This is a genomic window from Flammeovirgaceae bacterium (assembly GCA_015180985.1).
Lineage (GTDB): Bacteria > Bacteroidota > Bacteroidia > Cytophagales > Cyclobacteriaceae > UBA2336.
On sequence record CP054185.1, the window covers coordinates 1,071,707 to 1,095,611 of the forward strand.

A 23,905-nucleotide genomic window follows, 5' to 3' on the forward strand; every position below is an offset into this window, starting at 1 on the left:
ATGAAATTACATTTTCTGATTTCTCTCTTGTTGATTTCGGGCGCTGCATCGGCTCATCCGGGTGTGGGCATTGTAATGGACAGTAAGGGCAACGTGTTTTACACCGACCTGAAACAGGTGTGGAAGATTGACACGCAAGGAAGGAAGTCGGTAGCGGTAAGAAATGTGCATACACACGAGCTATACATGGATGAATCGGACAACCTGTATGGTGAGCATTTGTGGTACAATGGGGAGCGGCTGGATACCTGGGGCCATTATGTATGGAAATATTCTGCTGATGGAAGATTTGAAAAAATCATTCCGGATACGGAAGGATTTTTATCCAACTACAGCTTTGTTCGCGATCATCACGGTAATATGTACTGGGCACATCGCGAGGACAGTTGCCAGAAGATAGTAAAGCACGACCGCAACAGGATAACCACAAAGCTGGGCAATGAGTGTCTGGAGAATATTCGCTGGATGACATCAACAGCGGAAGGAAATGTCTACCTCGTTGATCTGTACGGTATCAAGAAGGTTGACCGGCTTGGCAGGGTGTATACTCTGGCCACTCAACTTCAGGAACGCAAACTGACCCGGGCATTCGTTAATGATCCCCACCAGCTCATGGGGCTAAGTACTGACAAGGACGAGAATGTGTATGTGGCTGTGTATGGAGCAGGAAAGGTAAAGAAAGTGACACCAAAGGGGAAAGTTTCAACTGTAGCAGAGACCAATCTGAGTTGGTCGCCAACAGGCGTGTTGAGTGCCCCCAATGGCGATTTGTGGATTTTGGAGTGCTCACCTGCCAATGCGGTGCGGGTGGAGCGGATAACCCGCGATGGCCGTAGAATTATCTATTAGTGCGGGGCCCGAAACGCTTTCTGCGCGGGCCTCTTCCTTTTTTTCTGAAGTTTTCTTTTCGTTTTGTTTGCGGGGCGTATGCAGGGCCTTCACCTAATTCGGCAGGCAAGGGCATTTTGGGTATCGGGTAGCCAATCAGGTTTTCAATGCTCCGGAACCTGCGCTGGTCGCGCTCGTTCACAAAGGTGATGGCCGTACCGGTAGTTTCTGCACGGGCTGTGCGGCCAATGCGGTGAACATAATCTTCCGGGTCGGGCGGAACATCCCAGTTTATCACCATGCTGATGCCCTCTACATCAATGCCGCGCGAGAGCACATCCGTGCCGATGATGATGTTGATTTGCTTGTTTTTAAAAGCGCGCAGAATTTCTTCCCGCTCCGCTTGCTCTAAATCTGAATGGAAAGCCCGTGCCTGAATGTTCGATCGCCTGAAGGCCGCATCAAGTTTTTTCACCGTTTCCTTTGTGGAAGCAAACAGGATGATGCTGTTCCAGCGATGCGTTTTTAATACATGGTTAAGCAGGTTTCCTTTCTGCTCATCATAAACCACGTAGGCTTCCTGTGCTATGCCTTCGGCTGGTTTGGCAATGGCGATGTTAATCTCAATCGGTTGATTAAGAATCTTGTTGGCCAGCGCCCGGATTTTTGGCGGCATCGTAGCGGAGAAAAGAAGGGTTTGTCGCTCTTTTGGTAAGTAGCTTACAATCTTTACAATGTCATCATAGAAACCCATATCCAGCATCCGGTCGGCTTCATCTAAAATCAGGTGTTTAAGATGCTCAAAGACGGTAGTGCCGGCTGCGAGCAAGGCGATCAGCCTGCCCGGGGTGGCAACAATAATATCGGCACCCTGTTCAAGCGCGCGTTTTTGCTGGTCCCACGCTGCGCCATCGCCACCGCCATACACGGGGATGGAACTGATGCCTGTAAAGTAGGCAAACCCTTCAATCTGCTGGTCGATTTGTTGTGCCAGTTCTCGGGTAGGGGCAATGATAAGTGTATTGAGATGACGGTGATCGGCATGAATCATTTTGTTGATTACGGGCAAAATATAGGCAGCTGTTTTACCGGTGCCGGTTTGGGCGCAGGCGATAACATCGTTGTTCTGCAAAATTACCGGGATGGCCTGCTCCTGGATAGGCGTGGGCTTTTCATAGCCCATGGCATCCAGGCCATCATTTAATCTTTGGTCGAAACCGAAATCAGAAAAATTCATGGGGGTTCAAAAAACAAAGCCAGACGGAAGGCCTGGCTTTGTGTGTGCTTGTTGGAGAAATTAATTATTGACTAACCGTACGTTTACGGCATTCAATCCTTTTCTTCCTTGTGTTACCTCGAAGGTGATGGCATCGTTTTCGCGAACCTTGTCAACAAGGCCTGATACGTGCACAAAAAACTCTTCATTGGTTGCTGTTTCCCTTACAAAGCCGAATCCTTTGGCTTCGTTAAAGAACTTTACGGTTCCTTCTTTCATGGTGATAAATTGTGTTTTTTTGACCAATGGAAGAACCATTGATCGGTGTTATAAATTGATTAAGGCCGTAAAGGTAGTAATAAATACCTAAATCGGCAGGTTTACTGGTAATCCCACCTGATTAGGCTGCTGCTTTCACTTGTTCAAGAGCCGCTGTTTTCTGCCGGTTGATGGTTATAATCCTCAATTTGTCGAGCAAGCGAATGATCAGATATGTGGGGTCAATTTCATGCCAGCGTATGCCACCAAAGTTAGCGCGCGACCCGTGTTTGTGGTGATTGTTATGATAGCTTTCACCCATCATCAGAAAATCAACCGGCAGAAAGTTTTTGGAGGTATCGCCTACTTCAAAGTTTCGGTACCCGTACTTGTGCGCAAACCAGTTAATGATGGCTCCGTGTATGGGGCTTAGCAGAAACTGTATGGGGAGCAACAGCCATAGCCACCAGGTTGTGGCAAACTGCAGATAGAACAACACATAAAGTCCGCCCCATAGAATGCGTGACGGCCACGAGCGTGCAAACTTATCGAACGCATTCCACTGCGGCACGCCCTCGGTAAAGCGCTTATCCACCACAAGTTTACCATTGGCAATAGCCGAATAGATGGTTTTGGTTTTCCACATCATGTTCCAGATGGTTTCATCGTAAGACGGTGAATGTGGATCGTTTTCGGTGTCGGCAAAGGCATGGTGCATGCGGTGCATAACGCCATAGCCATACGCACTCAGGTAATTGGATCCCTGAAAAATCCACGTCAGCACAAAGAATACCTTCTCGGTAAATTTGTTCATGGTAAATGCCCGGTGCGAAGCGTACCGATGAAGAAAGAATGTTTGGAAGAAAAGTGACAGGTACCAATGCGCTATAAAAAAGGCAATAATGATCATATAATTCGGTCAGGTTAATGGTAAAATGCAGTAATCAGCCTATAATCGGCATGATTTACAGTAAGACAAATTACCTTACCGTTTGTGACAAACCGGGGTGGAGAAATTCAGGATTCTTTTTCGGGCTGAAACCAGATGTCGCGTTTTAGCGAGTCAATGAGATCATCAGTATTGCCCAGACAGGCTTTTTTAAAACTTTCCAGCAACGAAGAGGGCACCGGGACATCGAAATGAATCTTGGCCGACTCCTCACTTAACTTCTTTTTTGCGCGTGTAAGGAGTTGGCGGCAATGGTCTTTCTTTTTATTGAGTGTTTTGTGAAGCGTATCGTAATCCAGGTCTAACACTTCTTTTAGCAGGTAAACAGCGCGTTCAAGGGGCTTAAGTTTCTGATGGATAACCTTTATGGCACCGGCCAGGTAAACATCCATATCCAAGTGTGGAAAACTGCTCTCTTTGATTTTGGTTATAAACTCGGGTAACTGCATGGAGTCGAGATACTCCATCTTCTTTCTTTTCAATGCGTTGAGGTGATTCAGGCAGTTATTGGTCACGGCCTTAATCAGGTATGCTTTGGTGTTATTGATTTTTTCCTTTTCGGCACTTAGCCATTTAAGAAAAGTTTCCTGCACAATATCTTCTGCATCGGCTTTGCAACGCAACAGGTTGTAAGCAATTGCCTGCAACATGGGTTGGTAAAGCGTTATAACAGCAGCGTGATTCATCGGGAAGCAAAGGTACGGTAATATTATGGTATTTAAGCCATGAGCTCTGACCTTACAGACGTTCGTACCGGCAACTTTCTGTAAACGGCAATGTATTCGCAGACAAACCGTTACCTTTGTTGTTCGGAGTCAACGTATTGCATACTGTGGGTCCGGTTTATTTTGTAAGTATATGACAACAACATGGGTACCGGAGCCGCGCAGGAAACCGATATTATCACAAGAGATAAGTTTTACGCTTGTGCATTTGCTGCCATTGGCCGCCATCTGGACAGGGGCCACTTTGTTTGACTGGATGGTTTGTATTTTCCTTTACTTCTTCCGCATGTTCTGGGTAACGGCCGGCTACCACCGGTACTTTGCTCACCGGTCGTACAGCACTTCACGCTGGTTTCAGTTCGTTATCGCGTTTATGGCACAAACCTCTGCTCAAAAAGGAGCGTTGTGGTGGGCTGCGCACCACCGGCATCACCACCGGCACAGCGATACACCGGCCGATCCGCACTCGATGAAAATTTATGGTTTCTGGTACTCGCATGTAGGCTGGATTGTAGGACCTGATTTTAAAGAAACGGACTACAAGACCATTGGCGATTATGCGAAATACCCTGAGTTGGTGTGGCTGAACAAATATTACCTGGTGCCACCTGTTTTGCTGGCGCTTGGGGTTACTGCATTGGGCGCTGTGGTAAACGGAGGAAGTATTTCAATGATGTTTACATCACATGGCATGTCAACGTTATTAGTCGGATTCTTTCTCAGCACGGTAATCCTGTATCACGGCACGTTCTCCATCAACTCCATCATGCACAAGTTTGGCCGGCAGCGGTATGAATCCAACGATGAAAGCCGCAACAGTTTGTGGCTTGCGCTGCTTACGCTGGGCGAAGGCTGGCACAACAATCATCATTATTATGAGACGGCAGCACGCCAGGGTTTTTTCTGGTGGGAAATTGACATTACCTGGTATGTGCTGAAGGCGATGTCGTGGGCAGGTCTTATCTGGGATTTGAAGGGCGTTCCCCTGCATATTAAGTATTCAAAAAACCGGGCGCACGCCCGCCAGCTTAAGCAGGAGATGGAGGAGGAACTGCGCCAGTCGGCTTAATTGCACTGATATTGGAATTTTAGAATCGCCTGCTAAATTTGCAGTCCCTTTACGGGAAAAAGCGGGAGTAGCTCAGTTGGTAGAGCACGACCTTGCCAAGGTCGGGGTCGCGAGTTCGAGTCTCGTTTCCCGCTCAACCTCACCCCCAACCCCCTCTCCTTAAGGAGAGGGGGCTTGTTTTTTATAGAGAAGTAAGCGGGGATGCCCGGGTGGTGGAATTGGTAGACACGCAGGACTTAAAATCCTGTGGCCAGTAATGGCTGTACGGGTTCAACTCCCGTCCCGGGTACTTAACTATAACAGTTATCAACTGAAGTAGAAGCGGGTTCAATGCTGACGCTTTCGGTCAGCATCCTGTCATCCGCGTAAGGCGGATCGTCCAGGGCTCCCGTCCGGGTACTCATTTTTTTAAGGCTATCAACCAATGCAGAATAGGGTTCAATGCTGACGCTTGCGGTCAGCATCCTGACAATCGCGAGCGGTGATATGCTCCTCTTGCATTTTGTTAAATTCAGGAGTTTATTACTTCATGTTTCGAGGGTTCTTGCTGTTACTGGGTATCCTTTTCCTTTTGGGCTGCCATCCTTCCAAAAGGAAAAATTTAATCTGGTCAGATGAATTTAATTATTCGGGCTCACCCGATTCTGCCAAATGGAGTTATGATTTGGGCAATGGTTGCCCCGATTTGTGCGGGTGGGGCAACCAGGAATTAGAATACTACACCAAGGATCCAAAAAACGTACGGGTTGAAAACGGAGTATTGATTATTGAAGTGCATAACGATTCAGTGGGTGGAAAGCCTTGCACCAGTACCCGAATAATCAGCAAATACAAAGGCGATTGGCTTTACGGACGCATTGACGTAAGGGCCCGGTTACCGCGCGGCCGGGGTACATGGCCTGCTATCTGGATGTTGCCAACGGATTGGGCGTATGGCGGCTGGCCCGCCAGCGGTGAAATTGATATTATGGAACATGTGGGGTTTGACCCGGGGCTCATTCACGGAACAATCCATACCGAGGCGTATAACCATCAGAAGAAAACCCAAAAGGAAGGCATTATCACGGTGGCTGATGCGCAGGATGCTTTCCATGTGTACAGTATTGACTGGCACGCTGATAAAATTGACTTTTTTGTTGATGGTAAATTGTATCATTCCGTGTTGCGCTTACCTGAAGATACGTTTCGCGAATGGCCGTTTGACAAGCGGTTTCACCTGATTATGAATGTAGCAGTTGGTGGCTTTTGGGGTGGTATGCAAGGCATTGATGATTCCATCTGGCCACAGCGCATGGAAGTGGATTATGTACGGGTGTATCAGTAAGCACAGGGAAAAGTTTCAATGAAGGGTAGCTCAGGATGCCTGTTTGCTTTTTGTAAGGTCCTCAAACAAGCCGTTGAATAAGGATAGTATCAAGCTGAATGCCAGGGCCCACCAGAAACCATCTACCTCAAAGCCATCTACAAACCAATCGGCAAGCTGAATCATCAGCGCATTGATGACCAGCAGGAATAGTCCGAAGGTAACAAAGGTGATGGGAATGGTTAATACCACCAGGATGGGCTTAACAATGGCATTGACAATGGCCAACACCAACGCAACCAGAAGGGCATATCCGTAATGTTCAACATGAACTCCCGGTAACAGATAAGCGGTTAGCAATACCCCAAGCCCATTCAGTAAAAAGCGTATAATCCCATTCATTGCGGCAGGTTTTCGAGGTCGTCCAGATCTTTTTTCCGGTTTGTAGCGGCTTTATTTTTTTTCAGACTTTCCAAATCAAGGTAGGGCAGTATGGTGCCATCAACCACCGTGAGTTGACGTTTTTCATAACATTCACTAAAATGAATTCCACTAACCGATGTCATCACATCGATTCGAAGCGGGGGATAACCGAATTGTACAACTGTATTTTCCTTTGTAAAATCTTCAACAGACAAGTCCTTAAAAGGCCCAAAGCCAAATTCAGCTATACAACTCATTAAGTTAATTGCATTTTCCGGAGTAGGCTCAACCCAAATATCGAGGTCGCCAGTAAATCGTACATAACCATGCAGGCCTACGGCATAGGCTCCAACAACAATGTACCGAACATTATTTTTGTTTAGTAATTCGATAAATTCTTTGAAGTCCTTGCTTAAATGGATCTTCTCCATAATGGCGTTTTCTTAGTGATTCAATTCCGGCAATCCGTTTTGCCGCAGGCTGCGATAGCCAAAAGGTGTAGTCTTTGGGTTCTTCCCCAAGCCGGAATTTCCGGACCACCGTCCGATTCATTTTGAATTCTATCAACACATGTTAAAGATAAGCAAAATGATATTACTTTGAAGTATGTACGCCATTGTGGATATCGAGACGACCGGGGGCTACGCTGATCATCACCGCATTACCGAAATTGCTATTTACCATCATAACGGCAGCGAAATTACCGATCACTTTTATACGCTGATCAATCCGGGACGGAGGGTGCCATATTACATTACCGGCTTAACCGGCATAACCACCAAAATGGTTTCGGAGGCGCCTGCTTTTGAAGAAGTGGCAGAAGATATACTCCGGCTGCTGGAGGGAAGAATTTTCGTGGCGCACAATGCACATTTTGATTACTCATTTTTAAAGAAAGAGTTTGAACAGGCCGGCATAACGTGGCATGCCAGAAAGTTGTGCACGGTAAGGCTGAGCCGCAAAATTATCCCCGGGCTCCGATCGTACGGGCTGGGCAGCCTGGCCGAAAGTTTAGGCGTACGGATTGAAAACCGGCACCGGGCCGGTGGCGATGCCGAGGCAACCGCCAGCATATTTTCGCGTTTGCTGCAACGCGATAAGGACGGGTACATCAGCCGCTCGTTAAAACGCAATTCGGGCGAAACGATTCTTCCGCCTAACCTTCCCAAGGAAGAATTTGACAGGTTGCCTGCTAAACCCGGAGTGTATTATTTTTTGAATGCCCGCGGACAGGTAGTTTACGTGGGCAAGGCCAACAACATTAAAAAACGAATTGCCGGGCACTTTGCCGGTGAGGCGCGTGAATGGAACCGTTCGAAAGTCCGGAACGAAATTCACCACATCCGGTACACATTAACAGGCAATGAACTGGTATCACTCATCCTCGAATCGCAGGAGATCCGCAGGCTTTGGCCGAAATACAACGTGGCACAGAAATTTAAAGTTGATGAATGGGGTATCTTTTCCTACGATGATCAACTCGGCTACAAGCGCTTTTCGGCAAACCAGGTAGCGCGGGGGGCAAAACCACTGATAAAGTTTAATACAAAAGGCGATGCCTGGAATTTTTTGTGGGAGAAGGTGCATGGGTTTGAACTGTGCCCTAAACTAAGCGGACTGCAAGTGAAGAAAGGACTATGCTTCAGTTACCAGACGGGCGAATGTAAAGGCGCCTGTGCAGGATTGGAAAAACCGGCCGTTTACAATAAACGTGTAATGAAAGCCATCCAAACTTTTATTAATATCGATTTATCAATTGCTATTGTGGGCAAGGGCCGGAATGCTGACGAGAAATCCGTAGTGCTGGTTGAAAAAGGAAAGTTTTTTGGTTTTGGTTTTATCAGCAAGAATAAAAAAATCGGCAGCCTTCGTACGCTGAAGCGATATGTAAACAATGGAGCAGAAACAACAACTGTACAGAACATCATCAACTCCTACCTTCTTAATCCGCGCGATTCGGAAGTAATCCGCATTAAGTGATGCGCTTTCTTCCTTCAATTCCGGGGTACAGCGATGGAACCGGGTCGCTTGTAAAAAATTCTTTAGTATCAATATCCATCATCGACAATACGCCCGACCAGCCCGCCCCGGTGTCCATCAACCAGATGCCGCAGGAATGAAGTGGTTTGCCTGACGTGATGGGGGTATGCCCCAGGTAAACTTCATCGTAAACCGTAAGCGGGGCATCAATTTCTTTGTTATAAAAATCGATAGCGATTCGCGCAAGGTTCCGATCCCACAGAAAGTCGTTCAGGGTTTGCTCTTCAATTGGTCTTAATGGATTAAAGCCTGCATGTACAAACAGTTTATTTTCAAGGATGAAGTAAGGTAATGCACGCTCAAAAAAATCTTTGTGGTGTGTATTTACTTTCTCTCTGTACGATTGTAAGGTAGCCAGGCCACCCTGCTCAAGCCACACGTCTTCCCTGATTCCGTACTGCATCCATTTCAGGGCCAGGTAATCATGGTTGCCCAAAATGTAGTGCAGGTTTTTGACTTTCAGCAGTTCATCAACTGCCGCTTTTGTTTCGGGCCAGCCATCGCATACATCGCCTAGGCAAATAAGCAGGTCGGTTTCGTAATCAAAACCTGATTGCTCAAAGCATTGCAACAAGGCCTTTCGGGCACCGTGTATATCACCAATAACAAATCGTTTCATCGGCTTTGTAAGGGTAAATTAATAGATTCGCACTTTCTTAACTTTTTTTTATGAATTGGATAGAACTGGTAGGCTTGCTCGGGGCGTTCTTAAGCAGCATCACCTTTATACCCCAGGTGTATAAAGCCTGGCAAACAAAAAGTGTAGGCGACCTGAGTTTAACCATGATGCTGATTGTGTTTACGAGTACCATCGTTTGGCTTATCTATGGTGTAAAACTTTACTTGCTGCCGGTAATAATCTGCAATGCCATCATCTGTGTGCTGAGCCTCACCCTTATCTACTTCAAATTTGCCTTTAAGAGCAAAGGCGCCTGACCGGCAATGGTTCAAAGCAACTGCCCATCAACATTTTAGCACTAAATCATTAAAATTGCGCTACTTTTGAAATTGGCCTCATAAAGGCCGTGCAGCAAATTAATTGTTGAGTTTATGGAAGCGGTAGAAACCGGAAAGCAGATTGAGCACAAAGAAAAAATCAGGCAGGTAATTTCCGAAGTGGGCAAAGTGGTGGTGGGCCAGGAGTACATGGTAAACCGGTTGCTGATAGGGTTGTTTACCAACGGCCACATTTTGCTTGAGGGTGTGCCCGGCCTGGCCAAAACGCTAACCGTAAGCACACTGGCCCGTGTACTGCATCTCGACTTTTCGCGTATACAATTCACACCTGATTTATTGCCCGCTGATTTGGTGGGCACGATGATCTACAATCAGAGGGAGGGGAAGTTTGAGGTAAAGAAAGGGCCGATCTTCGCCAACATTATTCTGGCCGATGAGATAAACCGGTCGCCCGCCAAAGTTCAGTCGGCCTTGCTGGAGGCCATGCAGGAAAAACAGGTTACCATTGGCGAAACCACGTTTAAGCTGGACAAGCCATTTTTGGTGCTCGCCACACAAAATCCGGTAGAAAACGAGGGAACTTATCCGTTGCCGGAAGCGCAGATAGACCGGTTTATGATGAAAGTGTTTGTCGATTATCCCAGCAAGGAACAGGAACTTGAAGTGATGCGCAGGATAGCAAACATGAAGTTTGATTTCTCTGTAAATCCTGTTCTCACAAAAGAAGATATTTTCAATATCCGGGATGAAGTGAATAAAGTGAAGATTTCTGAATCGCTTGAGCGGTATATTATTGAGTTGGTTTGGGCAACGCGCAAGGCGTTGGATTATAAACTAACGGAACAGGCACCCTACATTCAGTTCGGTGCATCACCTCGTGCCAGCATTAACCTGAACCTAGCTGCTAAGGCTGCCGCCTATATGGAGGGCCGCGATTACGTGTTGCCCGAAGACATAAAAGAGGTAGCGCTGGATGTGATGAACCACCGCATAATTTTAAACTACGAAGCCGAAGCCGATAACGTAAAAACAGCCGACATCATCAAGGCTATTTTGGGCAAGGTGCCCATCATGAAATAATCTGCGGCTTAACATTACCATAAGAATTTTTTAAACTGATTAACAGCCTTGTAACAAAACACCTTGAGCCTCTCCCTGCCAGCCTGGCACATACTCCTGTAAATCAACAAATTAAGAAAACAGTGGTCCTTTAACAATTTAGTAACACTGGCTTGCCGGTGGGGTAATAGTAGGTTCTGACCTTTGCGCCAACGTTCATCAAAGCCAGTGATTTATGACTCAACGGTTTATACTACTACTCGGAGCACTTTTTTTTTCATGCCTGCATGCGTTTAGCCAGGGGTCAATCGGGGGCTTAGTGAAAGATGCTCTTACCGGTGAGCCGATAATCGGAGCCAACGTAGTTATTCAGGGTACGCAGCAAGGTGCTTCAACTGACCTGGAGGGTAAATTTTTGATTACTAATGTAGCCGCTGGTAAATACGTACTGCAAATTTCGTTTGTAACCTACAAAACCCACATTGTTAACGATGTTGTTGTTGATAATGGGAAACGGATTTCCATTGATGTGCAATTATCCGAAGATGTTTCCGAATTAAGCGAGGTTGTTGTGCGGGGTACTCGTACCATTGATAACGATTTTGCGTTGTTGGCATCTATTCGTGAAAGTAAACTTGTAGTGAGTGGCATTTCTGCAGAAATGATCACCCGTTCGCCTGACCGTGATGCGGCTGAAGTTGTTAAGCGGATCCCGGGCGTTACCATCATGGGGGGCCGGTACATTGTTATTCGTGGCGCCAGCGAGCGATACAACGTTACCATGCTTCATGGCGCTTATGCACCCAGTATGGAAGCCGATCGCAGATCATTTGCTTTTGATGTAATACCCAGCGGACAGATCGATCAACTTCTTATTTTCAAGAGTCCTTCACCCGAACTTCCGGGCGACTTTGCCGGTGGCGTTGTAAAGATTACCACCAAAAGTATCCCCGATGAGAATAACATCACATTTGGGTACTCCATGGGGTATCGTACAAACTCAACATTCAATGACTTCTACCAAAGCAAGCGTGATCCCATTCAAAATCTGGGCTTTAACGGAGGAATTAATGATTTGCCGGCAGGCTTTCCTGCCGACCTTCGCGGCATAACCAGCGAAACCTCGTTGCGCCAGGCGGCCCAGTCGTTAAGCAATAACTGGGTGCCCGAGCAGGTTACTTCTTTTCTTGACCAAAGCGCATCAATTACCGGTAACTTCCGGTTCAAGGTTAAAAACATTGAGATTGGAAACATCACGGCCATTAACTGGAGCAATAACCGAAACCGTTTTGCTGTTCGCAGGCAAGACTTTAATCAGTTTGATGAAATCAACAATACCCCATCGCTCATATACGACTATTCCGATGATCAGAACAATCAAAACAGCCGAACAGGCGTACTGTTTAACTGGGCATTTAAGTTTAATGACAACCACACCATCGAGTTTAAAAACCTGTATAACCAGATTAACAACTCTCAGTATATTTTCAGGCAGGGACAAAATTTTGAAGGCAATTTCTATGGGCAGTGGGGTGGTTTTCAGGAAGTATTCCGTGGAGTTTATTCAGGCCAATTACTTGGTAAACATAAACTGTTTAATGGTAAAACAACCATAAACTGGGTGGCCAACCTGGGGCAGTCGTACCGCGATATGCCCGACAACCGCAGATACAGGCGTGATTTAGACCTGCAATCCGGTACCGAGAGAACATATGTACCGGTAAGCGCAGCCCAGGTTTACTTTCTGGGCAGGTTTTATGGCGATATGACTGAGGACAGTTACTCGGGCTCGGTGGGGATCGATCATACACTTGAAATAACCGAAAACTTTTTGCCGGTGTTGTCAGCAGGTATTTTCTATGACAAGAAAGACAGAACATTTATTGCGCGGAACTTAGGGTATGCACGCGATGCCTTTAATTGGAATTCCAGTTTGGAATACCTGCCCATTGAAGAGCTTTTTGCATCTGAAAATATTTACCCCACCACCGGTGATGGTTTAATAATTGATGAACAGACTAATGGCAGCGATTCCTATACGTCAAGCAATGAATTAAAAGCGTATTATGCCGGGCTGTCTTTACCCTTCGGAAAAAAGTTCACCCTTTCGGGCGGAGTGCGTGTTGAGGACAATCTTCAGGTTCTTTCTACAGCTACCAAAACAGGAGACGATATTGCACAACAGGTTCCGGTTAAGCGGGTACTGCCATCGGCAAACCTGTCGTACAATTTTTCTGACAACATGCTGATACGGGCCACTTATGGACAGACCTTAAACAGGCCGGAGTTCAGGGAAATTGCTCCGTTTAGCTTCTATGATTTTGAATTTAACTGGGTGTACAGCGGGGAGCCGAATTTGCGCACGGCCAAAATTCAAAATTATGACCTTCGCTGGGAGTGGTATCCATCAAAGAACGAGATGATAACCTTCGGTGGATTCTATAAAGATTTTACCGATGCTATCGAGGCTGTTTACGTGCCGGGTGCAGGCTCGCAGGGTGCTAAAGGATTTCGTTATGCCAACGCAACTTCGGCTTATGTTTACGGTGTTGAACTGGATATCCGTAAGTCATTGGCAGGACTCACATCAAGTAAGTTTGTGGATAACCTTAATATTCTTTTTAACACGGCCCTTTCAAAAAGTTCTGTTGATGTTGGCACACAGCCGGAACGCCCGCTGATGGGTCAGTCGCCATTCGTTATTAATACCGGTGTGTATTATCAAAATGATGAGTCCGGTTTACAGGTTTCTGTATTATACAATGTGGTTGGCAGAAGGCTCTTTGCTGTGGGTGGTTATACCGATATGGGTGATGCCCTTTATGAGGACATCTATGAAATGCCCCGCAATGTTGTTGACTTAAGTGTAACAAAGCGTTTTGGCGAGCGCCTGCAGGGCAAACTTACCATTGCCGATATACTTAATCAGAAATACATTCTGATGCAGGACGGAAACCGTGACGGGATATTTGACAAAAAGCGCGATCAGATTGTTCAGGAAAACCGGTTTGGTTCGTTGTTCACCCTTGGATTTACCTACCGAATCTGGTAAGGTTTAGTTAACCTTAACGAAGCATTGGTAACTTAAAGTTCGGCCCCTGTTAATATTCAGTTAACAGGGGCCTGATAGTTTTGGGGCATCTAATTGAAAATCAATTTAAACCCATATCGAATGAAAAATTTAATGTTTACATGGCGTAGCCTGCTGGCTTCCACGGCTTTGGCTGGTAGTTTGGTTTTTGTGTCGTCTTGCAGCGATGATGAAGCCGAACCGGCTGCTCCGAGTATTACCCTTGCTTCGCCTTCGTTTACCGGTATTATAGGAGCCGATGCTTCTGTAGTAGCGACCATTGCTGCACCTGGCGGATTGGACGAAGTGGTTGTTTTGAAAAACGGTGGTGCTTTTGATACAGAAACCTACGGTGGTGAAAAAAATGCCACTTATACACTTACCTATGCAGTAGAAAATCTTGCAGTCGGAACAGTAACTAATTTTACCATTCAGGCGATTGATTTAAAGGGCAAGTCCTCAGTACTGGCAACCTATTCAGTTACAGTGTCAAGCAAAGAAATTGTAACGGTAAGTGGCATTATTAATGCCAATACAACCTGGATGAGCAATAAAATTTATCAATTGTCCGGTTATGTTCGGGTTGGTGATGATGCCAAGCGTTCAGGCGGCACAAACATTACCGGAGTTACCCTTACAATTGAACCAGGCACAATTATTCAGGGTTTGCCTAAGAGTGGTTCAACACCTCCGGGAACGCTAATCATCCAACGTGGCAACAGGATTATTGCTAACGGAACAGTAGACAATCCGATCGTCTTCACTTCTTCAAAAGCCCCGGGAACCCGTAACCCCGGAGACTGGGGAGGACTTGTAATTGTCGGCCGTGCAAATAACAACCAAAGTGCTAATGCCGAACTGGAAGGAAATTACGGAGCGTTTCATGGTATAGGCGATACGCCCATCGGCAGCCCCGATACAGATGACTCCGGCTCGCTTAAGTATGTGCGCATTGAATTTGCCGGAACCCCCATTAACCCGAACCAGGAAGTAAACTCATTAACCCTGGGCAGTGTGGGAAGCACCACAACTATAGAATACGTTCAGGCATCGTACGGATTGGATGACCAGTTTGAGTGGTTTGGCGGAACGGTAAACAGTAAATACCTGGTAGCCTACCGAGGACTTGATGATGATTTTGATGTGGACTTTGGCTGGTCTGGGAATGTTCAGTGGGCTATTGGTATTCGCGATAATACGCTGGCCGACCAGTCTGGCTCGAATGGCTTTGAGGTTGACAATGACGGAACCGGCTCTGCGGCAACTCCGTTCACCTCAGGCGTATTTGCTAACGTAACTGTTATTGGTCCAAAAAAAACCAGCGATCTCAACATTCAGGATAATTTCCAGAATGCAGCCCACTTGCGCAGAAACAATAAACTTAAAATTTACAACTCAGTATTTACAGGGTATCCTAACGGAATTTTCATTGATGGCACGGGTACACGCACCAATGCCGATAACGGAGATTTGCAACTTCGCAACGTTTACCTTGCCGGAGTACAAAACTGGGGTGGTAACGGATACGGATCTGCAAGTACTGCCGAAGAGCAAACTGTAACCGGGTTGCCGTTTACCCCCGATTCCAATAACCCTCAGTTACCGCGTGGTTTCATCTTTGCTGCAACGGGCAATATAGGAGCAGTAACTGCTCAGACCTGGTTTACTACTGTGTCTTTCGGTAATGTACTTGAAGACAAGTGGACTGACCTTGGTATTAACTCAAATCTCTTTGATTTGGGCACGCCAACATTTTTACCAGCCGGTGGCTCCATATTGCTAAATAAAACTAATCTTTGGGATAACTGCCCGGCAGCCGGAGCGTTCTTCAATAAAACGGTAAATTACATCGGAGCGTTCGGAGCAACCGACTGGACAGCGGGATGGACTAACTTTGATCCGCGTAACACTAATTACAATAACTAGTATTGGTTGAACATCAGCAAAAGTCGGGGTATCGTACCCCGACTTTTTTGTTTATTAATTTTGTATCGATGAAGGTAATAATCAACAGCCTGACAGTTTTTTTTATTGCGTTTTTTTCCTGCTCGGATAAACAGGATCCTCGAAATTATTTTGATGACCGGCAACGTGATTCATTGTTGGCTGATATCATCACCTACATTTATGTGCGGCCAACAGGTGCCACGTGGGAAACCCGATTCAATCCCGAATTCAGGAAATTTTATGTAACGAGTTTACCAAAATTTAAGCTCGAGAAACTTTACCGCGACAAATCGGATATATATTATTTCTTCATCATCCGCCCGGCACGCAGTGCAGAGGGTGTTCTTCGTGGGGTAGGAGGTAAATTTCGAATAGATGATAGAGGCAACATAACCTCATTCGTTGAAGTGTACAATACACCGGTTGGCCCAATAACTGAATTGCATAAAAAAGGAACTGAACTTTTTAACCACATGGTGAAACATGGCCATGTTGACGAGTACTTATTAAATGATGAATACCTGGAGTGGCCCAACGCATGGACTTATTATGACACCATACGGCACGAGTGGCTTGTTAAGCCCGGAATTTAATGCACCTTTTTCTGCTTCTCCTTGTGCATTTCCACCACTTTCTTTACCTGCTCCAGTGCAACAGCCAGTGAATCCTGGCTTTTTTTATTCTGCTCAATTTTGGTGAGCAGGTTCAGGTATTCAAGTTTGTTGGCATCGAGTGATTTTTCCAGCTGAACCCTCTCTTTTTGATTGTTCTCCAGGCGGATGTTCAGATTTTTATTTTCGGTGTTGAGCCGCTGCTGCTGCCGCTCAACAGCCTGCAAGGCGCGAACTGATTCATCAATTTGTACCTGTATTTTATCGCGGTAAAACTGCACACCAAAATCGTAGGTGAGCCGCTCCAACTCCTTGTTTATTTTTTCTGCTTCTTCGGGGCTCCACTCATCGGCTTTTATCCCAATCCAGGCGGCTGTACGATCGCCCTTTTCTTTGGTGAGTGCGTAAACCGGACTTTTATATACCGATCCGCCAACGGCAAATTCACTCGTAGCTATCGGATTGGCACCCAGTTTAAGTTTTGCAAATGTTTTCATATACTTTGTTAAAGCAGTATTTACCTCATCAACAGTACCCTCCAACTCCACCTCAAAACCATCGGCATTTTTGCCTTTAATGCGCGCTGTTTCTTTTGTTGCCTTAACCGATTGAGCAAATACTGAAAAGGCACTTACAATAAGAATAAGTACGAATACGGTAAACTTTCTCAACACAACCATGTTTCTTAATTTGAGTAATCAAAGCTAACAAAATTGAGTCCAAAAAAAGTACTGATTACCGGGGCCAGCGGATTGGTGGGCAGCCGTCTGACGGAACTGCTGCTAAAGCAGGGATATGAAGTTGCACACCTGAGCCGCCAGGCAAAAGCAGGAAGGGTGCCCGCCTTTGCCTGGGATGTTTCTGCCGGCACTATAGATGAAAAAGCCTTTGAAGGAGTTGATTCGGTGATTCACCTGGCCGGAGCCGGTGTGGCCGATAAACGGTGGACAGTGAAACGCAAAAAAGAAATTCTTGACAGTCGGGTGCAGTCAACCCGGTTGTTGTACCAATTTCTTGGCAGGGGAAATCATCAGGTTAGTTCATTCTTATCAGCATCGGCCATTGGCATTTATGGATTTGGATTACGTGATGAAGTTTTAACCGAGAGCAGTAATCCGGGTAATGATTTCCTGGCAGAGGTAGTAAAGGCTTGGGAGAACGAAGTGAATGCAGTTCAATCGTTGGGTATCCGCACCGCCATTTTACGCATTGGTATTGTGCTAAGTAAGAAGGGTGGAGCGTTGAAAGAGATGGCCAGGCCGGTACAATGGGGCGTAGGCGCTCCCCTGGGCACCGGCAACCAATACCTGAGTTGGATACACATTGATGATCTGTGCCGGATGTTTTTGTTTGCCAAGGAAAATAATTCTGTGGCTGGTGTTTACAATGCAGCCGGGGTTCAGCCGGTTACAAACAAAGAATTTACACGGGCGATTGCCGTTGTTTTGAAAAAGCCCATGTGGTTACCCCCGGTGCCGGCCTTTGCGTTAAAACTTGTGTTGGGCGAGATGGCCGGTATGGTTTTAAACGGAAGCCGGGTTTCATCGGAAAAAATTCAACGGGCCGGTTTTACCTTTCGCTTTACAGATTTGCACAGCGCATTGCTTGATCTCCTGGCCTGACAGGCTTCCGGTTTTTGTCGGGCAAGTTCATCCTTGTATCTTTCGAGAGATAATAACCAGTATGAAGTCAAAAAGGAAGTCGAACAACAATCCGAAAGCCGAGCTCATTCAGCAAGCTATAGAAGATGAACACCGTATTCGCAAAGCGTTTAAAGATAAAGACTGGTCGGAAATTAAGGGCGAAAACAGCTGGATGATATTTAAGGTGATGAGTGAATTTGTGGAGGGTATGGAAAAACTGGCCAAAATTGGTCCGTGTGTAACCATCTTCGGTTCGGCCCGCACCAAACCCGGTCACGCCTATTACAAAACGGCCGAAGAGTTGGCATACCAACTGGTACAACATGGTTACGGAGTAATTACCGGTGGCGGCCCCGGCATTATGGAAGCCGGTAACCGGGGCGCCCATCGCGCAGGAGGAAAGTCAGTTGGGTTAAACATCTTTTTACCGTTTGAACAAAAGGGTAATCCCTATATCGATCCGGATAAACTCATCACGTTCGACTACTTCTTTGTTCGTAAAGTGATGTTTGTAAAATATTCTCAAGGGTTTGTGGTGATGCCGGGTGGCTTTGGTACACTCGATGAATTAACCGAAGCGCTAACCCTTATACAGACCAAAAAGATTGGCCGCTTCCCGATTGTGATGGTGGGCAAGAAATTCTGGCAGGGCTGGCTGAAGTGGGTGAAGGAAATTTTAATTGAAGAAGGCATGATCAGCGAGGAAGACCTGGATTTGTTTGCCCTTGTAGAAACACCCAAAGAAGCCGTTAAAGTAATTGACGATTTCTATTCGAAATACCTGCTGGCACCGAATTTTTAGAAGATTGTCCGTGCAAACACTGGAGAAGAATTTTCCACTCCTGATTTCGCTTCTGTCGTTGATTATTGTTTTGGGTTACGTCAGGTATTCTGATGATCGCATTAAGAAACTGCTTAGTGAAGCCAAAAGAGATCAACAACAGGAGGAAGGAATTTTGCCGCCATCACAATGGGATGCCGAAATACCCCGCTACCTGGCGGTATCCTATGATCTGCCAACTGCTCTAAATTTTGCCGGTGAACCGGTTCCGCTCGAAATCCCCGATGTGCTCGAACGCCTGGATCGCGAACTGCAAATCAATATTTACCTGCACAGCAGTACCATTTTTCTGATGAAACGCGCCAACCGCTGGCTTCCGCAGATGCAGGAAATTTTGCGCAGGCACAACATACCCGATGATTTTAAATACCTGCCGTTGATTGAATCGGGTTTGGTAAATGATATTTCACCCAAGAATGCTGTGGGGTACTGGCAGATTTTAAAAACCTCAGGCCGTGAACTCGGACTGGAAATTGAAAATGATGTTGATGAGCGCTACGACCCTCTTAAAGCCACAGAAGCAGCCTGCAACTATTTAAACAATGCCTATAAAAAGTTTGGTAACTGGACACTGGTGGCGGCTTCGTATAACCGGGGCATTGCCGGTGTTGGGCGTGCGTTAGAAAATCAGCAGGTGGATAATTTTTATGACCTGCATTTGGTTGATGAAACCTCGCGCTATGTGTTCCGGATTATCGCTATAAAGGAAATTATTGAAAACCCTGTGAAGTACGGATTTAATGTTAACCCGAAACACCTGTATCAACCTGAGAAGCTTCGCTATGTGGAAGTAACCCAAGACATCCCCGACCTGGTGAAGTTTGCAAAGCAACAAGGTGTGAATTATAAACTGTTAAAACGCCACAACCCCTGGCTGCGCGATGACCGGTTAACAGTTAAGAAGGGAAAGACCTACCGCATTGCCTTGCCGGCCGAATAGCGTCAGTCTTCCAACTGCTCATAGCCCGACCGAAGCAACAGGTAGCCAAGCGTGCCCATAACAAGGCCAATGGCACCCAAACCCGCTGGTGTTCCCCACCCGTGTTCGGTGGAGCCCATGAAAAATTTTACTGCCATTACAATCGCACCCACGGTTGCTGCAACACCCGTAAGCAGTATACCGATGCCGTAGTAAACCGACATGCCGCCTGTTACCCGTTTTTCAAATTTTTGATTCTTCATCGTATTAGAATTGTTTACCACCCTAAGCCATAATCCTCTCCGTGATTGCTCGATCCGCCCCAGAAACTTCCGTTCTTCCAATCAAAATAGATGGCATTAATCGGACCGCTGGTGCGTTCGCGGTAGGTAATCCGGTAGCCTTTCTGGCCCAGTTCTTTGCGTACCCACGGAGGCATCTGGTTGTTGAGAATCAACCCTCCCGGCTGTTTTTCATGATCACCAAAACTGGAAAACATCTGGTTGGTAATGAAGCTGGGCGCTTCGCAGGCCTCCTGCACGGTCATGTCAAACTCTACCATATTCAGAAAGAACTGAATCAGTAACTGATCCTGTTCATCACCGGCCTGCTTGGCAAATGATAGAAACGGTTTCCCGTCTTTTAATGCAAGGCTGGGTGTAAGCGTAACGCGCGGCCGCTTACCGGGCTCAACCACGTTAAACGGATTCTCTTTCTCATCCAGCACAAAACTTTGCATGCGCTGGCTCATGCCAATGCCTGTATTGCCCGCAATGCAGGCAGGTACCCAGCCCCCGCTGGGCGTAATGGATACCACCCAGCCTTCTTTATCGGCAGCCTCAACACTGGTTGTTCCGGCCGCAAAGTCTTCAAAGTATTTTTCATCAAACGGCCGATACAAACTGCTTTGTGCGCCACCCCAGGTTTTTAGTAAGTGTGTAAATGGATTAACCTTTCCTTCGTAGGGATATGGATCGCCCGGACCGATTTTCGGATCGTTACGTTCAGGGTTAATAAGTTTCGCGCGTTCCTTAGCATATTCTTTGGAGAGCAATCCCTTCATCGGTTCATCCGGAGGAAAGGCCGGGTCACCATAGTAAAAGTCGCGATCGGCAAACGCCAGGTTCATGGCCTGGTAAACCGTGTGTACATAGTTAGCCGAGTTGTATCCCATGCTTTTCAGGTCGAAGTTTTCAAGGATGTTCAGTGTTTGCAGCATCACAGGTCCCTGCGTCCACTGCTGCAGTTTGTACACTTCAATACCTTTGTAGGTAGTCATCAGCGGCTCTTCTATTTTTACTTTCCAGGTGGCCAGGTCCTGTTCGGTAATCAATCCGCCCTGCTCCTGGCACCCGCGAACAAATTCTTTGGCTATGTCGCCTTTGTAAAACCGATCGTATGCTGCGTAGATGGCCTCCTTTCTAGATTTACCTTTTTTTAGTGCCTGCTGTTCAGCATCAACCAGTTTCTGCAGGGTGGCCAGCAAATCTTTCTGCACAAAAATTTCTCCGGGGTAAGGTGCTTCACGGCTTTCGCCCGGATGCGTGAGGAAAACTTTTTTGGAGTACGGCCATTCTTTAATTCGGCTCTTCTCGCGTTCAATCGAATTGGCTGTTTGCGCTTCTATCGGATAACCTTCAGCCATTTGCATGGCCGGTGTGAGCACATCTTTCAAACTCATGGTACCGTACTCGGCCAGCATGGTCATCAGTCCGCCCGGTGTGCCCGGAGTTACGGCTGCCAGTGGCCCGTACTGCGGAGGATATTTCATGCCTTTGTCTTTGAAGAACTGGGCGGTGGCTCCGGTTGGGGCTACACCCAGCGCATTAATGGCGATTACTTTTTTTGTTTTGGGGTTGTAGATGAGTGCCTGCGTTTCACCGCCCCAACTCAGCACATCCCACATGGTGCAGGTAGCGGCCAGCATGGCGCAGGAAGCGTCCACTGCGTTGCCGCCTTTGCTGAAAATCATGGCGCCTGCGGTAGCGGCCAGCGGCTTGCCGGTAACAGCCATCCAATGCCGACCGTGTAATGGAGGTTTTTGTGTGGTTACCGGAAACGTATTGAAGGATTGTGCAAAAACTGAAGTGGCTACAAACAACAGGCAGTTAAGCAAAAGGTACTTTCTCATGGCGATAAGTTTAGGTGTAAGTCATTAAAATTAAGGTATTCAACCGGAAATTCTTGCCGGATCATTACGAAAGTTCTTAACCGGATGCCTGCGGAAATCGTTGTATTTGAATTACTACATTTGAGTTATGCTGCAACAGGTTAAGGAAGCAACCGATTTTATCAAACACAGAATTAACGCCAAGCCCGAAGTGGGCATTATTCTGGGCACCGGATTGGGCAATCGGTTTGTTGAATCCATCCGAAAGCCAGTCATTATTAACTACAATGCCATACCGCATTTTCCCATTACAACCGTTGCAACCCATAAGGGGCAACTGGTAGTTGGAGAAGTAAGCGGGAAGCACGTCATCACCATGCGGGGCCGGCTACACTACTACGAAGGCTATAGCATGCACCAGATTGCCCTGCCCATACGGGTAATGAAGATGCTGGGAGTAAAAGTTTTGCTGATTTCGAATGCAGCCGGAAATCTAAATCCTGCCTGGAAGAAAGGTGAGTTGATGCTGCTGAACGATCACATTAACTTAATGCCCGATAATCCGCTGCGGGGAGAAAACTATGAAATATTCGGGCCGCGCTTTCCGGATATGAGTGAACCGTATTCAGCCAACCTGCAGAAAAAACTGCTTGCCATTGCCGCAAAGAAAAAAATAAAATTACGTCCGGGAGTTTATGCTGCTGTACAGGGACCTTCGCTGGAGACCCGTGCCGAATACCGTTACCTGCGCACCATCGGAGCCGATGCCGTGGGCATGAGCACCGTGCCCGAGGTGCTTACTGCCCAACATGCCGGCATAACGTGTTGTGCCGTATCGGTACTTACCAACGAGTGTAACCCCGACAAAGGTTCGGTTGTGAAACTGGAAAACATTGTGTCGGTTGCAGGCAGAGCCGAGAAGCACCTGGTTACGTTGTTTACGGAACTGATTGCGGCACTCTGAAAATTTAATTCATGATTAAAGAAATTAACCAGGCTGTTGAGTTTTTAAAGAAGCGCGGAATTGACGCACCCGAAGTTGGCGTGATTCTCGGAACAGGTTTGGGAAATTTGTTTGTAGAGGAGATCAAATCAGTTGTGGCCATACCGTACAACTCCATACCACATTTCCCGATTTCAACCGTTGAGTTTCATAAAGGCCGGCTTATTTACGGAAAGGTGAAGGGCAAAAAAGTGCTGGCCATGCAGGGCAGGTTTCACTATTATGAGGGATATGATCTGCGACAGATAACATTGCCCGTTCGGGTATTGAGGTTGCTTGGCATAAAGTACCTGCTCATATCCAATGCGGCCGGCAACCTGAATCCGAAGTGGAGTAAAGGACAGCTCATGCTGCTGGATGATCACATCAACCTGTTGCCCGATAACCCGCTGCGGGGAGAGAATTTCGAGATGTTCGGTCCGCGCTTCCCCGACATGAGCCAACCTTATTCAAAAAAACTGAACACTAAACTCAAACGGATTGCCCGTGCGAAAAAGATAAAACTTAATGAAGGCGTTTATGCGGCAGTTCCGGGGCCCAATCTGGAGACCCGTGCCGAGTACCGCTTCTTGCGCACCATCGGTGCGGATGCCGTGGGCATGAGCACCATACCCGAAGTTATTGTGGCCAACCACATGGGCCTGCCCTGCTGCGCCATTTCAGTACTCACCGATGACTGCGACCCGGATAATTTACAGCCGGTTGACCTGGCCACCATTGTGAAGGTAGCCGGCAAGGCTGAACCGAAACTGACGGAATTGTATGTGGAGTTGATACATGCTATTTGATTTCTTTATTACTGCTAAAGCAATAATTGGCAATAATAATTGCCATTTTTTGTATGAGAACGTTATTAATTACTGTTATAGAAGTAATTAAGTCTAAAAAATCAATCTAATTGTTTTTATTATTATAATTTTACTACTATAACAGT

At 46.6% G+C, this 23,905-nt stretch carries 24 protein-coding genes and 2 tRNA genes; 16 read left to right on the top strand and 10 right to left on the bottom strand.

Annotated features, from left to right (window positions below; translation table 11 throughout):
- Positions 1-849, top strand: a complete 849-nt coding sequence (locus tag HRU69_05090) for a hypothetical protein (GenBank protein QOI96908.1) — start codon at positions 1-3, stop codon at positions 847-849.
- On the opposite strand, the gene HRU69_05095 is transcribed toward HRU69_05090, so the two are convergent.
- The 4 genes from HRU69_05095 to HRU69_05110 all read right to left on the bottom strand — a co-directional run bounded on the left by HRU69_05095 (position 839) and on the right by HRU69_05110 (position 3,937).
- The gene (locus tag HRU69_05095) at positions 839-2,065 is read right to left on the bottom strand and encodes a DEAD/DEAH box helicase (GenBank protein QOI96909.1); all 1,227 of its coding nucleotides are present in this window, start codon (positions 2,063-2,065) and stop codon (positions 839-841) included. The two genes, HRU69_05090 and HRU69_05095, sit on opposite strands and share 11 nt — an antisense overlap.
- A gap of 60 nt (positions 2,066-2,125) precedes the next feature.
- Positions 2,126-2,323: a cold shock domain-containing protein gene (locus HRU69_05100; GenBank protein ID QOI96910.1), complete on the bottom strand. Its 198-nt coding sequence runs from the start codon at positions 2,321-2,323 to the stop codon at positions 2,126-2,128.
- Between the two features lie 121 nt (positions 2,324-2,444).
- Positions 2,445-3,212, bottom strand: coding sequence for an acyl-CoA desaturase (locus tag HRU69_05105; GenBank protein ID QOI96911.1), 768 nt, complete (start codon positions 3,210-3,212; stop codon positions 2,445-2,447).
- Positions 3,213-3,319: 107 nt separating this feature from the next.
- Positions 3,320-3,937 carry a sigma-70 family RNA polymerase sigma factor gene (locus HRU69_05110; protein ID QOI96912.1) on the bottom strand — a complete coding sequence of 206 codons (618 nt, stop codon included), beginning with the start codon at positions 3,935-3,937 and terminating at the stop codon, positions 3,320-3,322.
- Positions 3,938-4,109: 172 nt separating this feature from the next.
- On the opposite strand from HRU69_05110, the gene HRU69_05115 reads away from it, so the two are divergent.
- From HRU69_05115 to HRU69_05130, 4 genes are all read left to right on the top strand, one after another.
- Positions 4,110-5,045, top strand: a complete 936-nt coding sequence (locus HRU69_05115; protein QOI96913.1) for an acyl-CoA desaturase — start codon at positions 4,110-4,112, stop codon at positions 5,043-5,045.
- A gap of 61 nt (positions 5,046-5,106) precedes the next feature.
- Positions 5,107-5,179 (top strand) — tRNA-Gly (locus HRU69_05120).
- 69 nt (positions 5,180-5,248) lie between these two features.
- Positions 5,249-5,334, top strand: a tRNA-Leu gene (locus HRU69_05125).
- A 240-nt stretch (positions 5,335-5,574) separates the two neighbouring features.
- The gene (locus tag HRU69_05130) at positions 5,575-6,369 is read left to right on the top strand and encodes a glycoside hydrolase family 16 protein (GenBank protein ID QOI96914.1); all 795 of its coding nucleotides are present in this window, start codon (positions 5,575-5,577) and stop codon (positions 6,367-6,369) included.
- A 30-nt stretch (positions 6,370-6,399) separates the two neighbouring features.
- On the opposite strand, the gene HRU69_05135 is transcribed toward HRU69_05130, so the two are convergent.
- Positions 6,400-6,750, bottom strand: a complete 351-nt coding sequence (locus HRU69_05135; protein ID QOI96915.1) for a phage holin family protein — start codon at positions 6,748-6,750, stop codon at positions 6,400-6,402.
- Positions 6,747-7,202, bottom strand: a complete 456-nt coding sequence (locus tag HRU69_05140; protein QOI96916.1) for a hypothetical protein — start codon at positions 7,200-7,202, stop codon at positions 6,747-6,749. Before HRU69_05140 ends, HRU69_05135 begins: the two co-directional genes overlap by 4 nt.
- A 175-nt stretch (positions 7,203-7,377) precedes the next feature.
- Here HRU69_05140 and HRU69_05145 point away from each other — a divergent pair, with 175 nt between their 5' ends.
- Positions 7,378-8,751 carry a GIY-YIG nuclease family protein gene (locus tag HRU69_05145; protein ID QOI96917.1) on the top strand — a complete coding sequence of 458 codons (1,374 nt, stop codon included), beginning with the start codon at positions 7,378-7,380 and terminating at the stop codon, positions 8,749-8,751.
- On the opposite strand, the gene HRU69_05150 is transcribed toward HRU69_05145, so the two are convergent.
- Positions 8,744-9,430, bottom strand: coding sequence for a metallophosphoesterase (locus HRU69_05150; protein QOI96918.1), 687 nt, complete (start codon positions 9,428-9,430; stop codon positions 8,744-8,746). The genes HRU69_05145 and HRU69_05150 overlap by 8 nt on opposite strands.
- Before the next feature lie 50 nt (positions 9,431-9,480).
- On the opposite strand from HRU69_05150, the gene HRU69_05155 reads away from it, so the two are divergent.
- From HRU69_05155 to HRU69_05175, 5 genes are all read left to right on the top strand, one after another.
- Positions 9,481-9,747 carry a hypothetical protein gene (locus tag HRU69_05155; protein QOI96919.1) on the top strand — a complete coding sequence of 89 codons (267 nt, stop codon included), beginning with the start codon at positions 9,481-9,483 and terminating at the stop codon, positions 9,745-9,747.
- Between the two features lie 114 nt (positions 9,748-9,861).
- Positions 9,862-10,848 (top strand): AAA family ATPase, encoded by a 987-nt coding sequence (locus tag HRU69_05160; protein ID QOI96920.1) that lies wholly within the window; start codon positions 9,862-9,864, stop codon positions 10,846-10,848.
- 214 nt (positions 10,849-11,062) lie between these two features.
- Positions 11,063-13,879, top strand: coding sequence for a TonB-dependent receptor (locus tag HRU69_05165; GenBank protein QOI96921.1), 2,817 nt, complete (start codon positions 11,063-11,065; stop codon positions 13,877-13,879).
- A gap of 132 nt (positions 13,880-14,011) precedes the next feature.
- Positions 14,012-15,823 (top strand): Ig-like domain repeat protein, encoded by a 1,812-nt coding sequence (locus HRU69_05170; GenBank protein QOI98828.1) that lies wholly within the window; start codon positions 14,012-14,014, stop codon positions 15,821-15,823.
- 68 nt (positions 15,824-15,891) lie between these two features.
- Entirely contained in the window at positions 15,892-16,437 is a 546-nt protein-coding gene (locus HRU69_05175) for a hypothetical protein (protein QOI96922.1), read from the top strand.
- On the opposite strand, the gene HRU69_05180 is transcribed toward HRU69_05175, so the two are convergent.
- Positions 16,434-17,126, bottom strand: a complete 693-nt coding sequence (locus HRU69_05180; protein QOI96923.1) for a hypothetical protein — start codon at positions 17,124-17,126, stop codon at positions 16,434-16,436. The two genes, HRU69_05175 and HRU69_05180, sit on opposite strands and share 4 nt — an antisense overlap.
- A 42-nt stretch (positions 17,127-17,168) precedes the next feature.
- Between HRU69_05180 and HRU69_05185 the strand changes: the two genes are divergently transcribed.
- The 3 genes from HRU69_05185 (at position 17,169) to HRU69_05195 (ending at position 19,879) form a co-directional block, all read left to right on the top strand.
- Positions 17,169-18,077 (top strand): TIGR01777 family protein, encoded by a 909-nt coding sequence (locus HRU69_05185; protein QOI96924.1) that lies wholly within the window; start codon positions 17,169-17,171, stop codon positions 18,075-18,077.
- Between the two features lie 61 nt (positions 18,078-18,138).
- Positions 18,139-18,900: a TIGR00730 family Rossman fold protein gene (locus HRU69_05190; protein ID QOI96925.1), complete on the top strand. Its 762-nt coding sequence runs from the start codon at positions 18,139-18,141 to the stop codon at positions 18,898-18,900.
- Between the two features lie 19 nt (positions 18,901-18,919).
- Entirely contained in the window at positions 18,920-19,879 is a 960-nt protein-coding gene (locus tag HRU69_05195) for a transglycosylase SLT domain-containing protein (protein QOI98829.1), read from the top strand.
- 2 nt (positions 19,880-19,881) lie between these two features.
- Here HRU69_05195 and HRU69_05200 read toward each other — a convergent pair whose 3' ends face one another.
- Complete coding sequence (locus HRU69_05200) at positions 19,882-20,121, bottom strand: hypothetical protein (GenBank protein ID QOI96926.1); 240 nt, start codon at positions 20,119-20,121, stop codon at positions 19,882-19,884.
- A gap of 14 nt (positions 20,122-20,135) precedes the next feature.
- Positions 20,136-21,989 carry a gamma-glutamyltransferase gene (locus HRU69_05205; protein QOI96927.1) on the bottom strand — a complete coding sequence of 618 codons (1,854 nt, stop codon included), beginning with the start codon at positions 21,987-21,989 and terminating at the stop codon, positions 20,136-20,138.
- A gap of 127 nt (positions 21,990-22,116) precedes the next feature.
- Here HRU69_05205 and HRU69_05210 point away from each other — a divergent pair, with 127 nt between their 5' ends.
- Entirely contained in the window at positions 22,117-22,932 is an 816-nt protein-coding gene (locus HRU69_05210) for a purine-nucleoside phosphorylase (GenBank protein QOI96928.1), read from the top strand.
- Between the two features lie 11 nt (positions 22,933-22,943).
- Positions 22,944-23,759 (top strand): purine-nucleoside phosphorylase, encoded by an 816-nt coding sequence (locus HRU69_05215; protein ID QOI96929.1) that lies wholly within the window; start codon positions 22,944-22,946, stop codon positions 23,757-23,759.
- Positions 23,760-23,905: the final 146 nt, after the last annotated feature.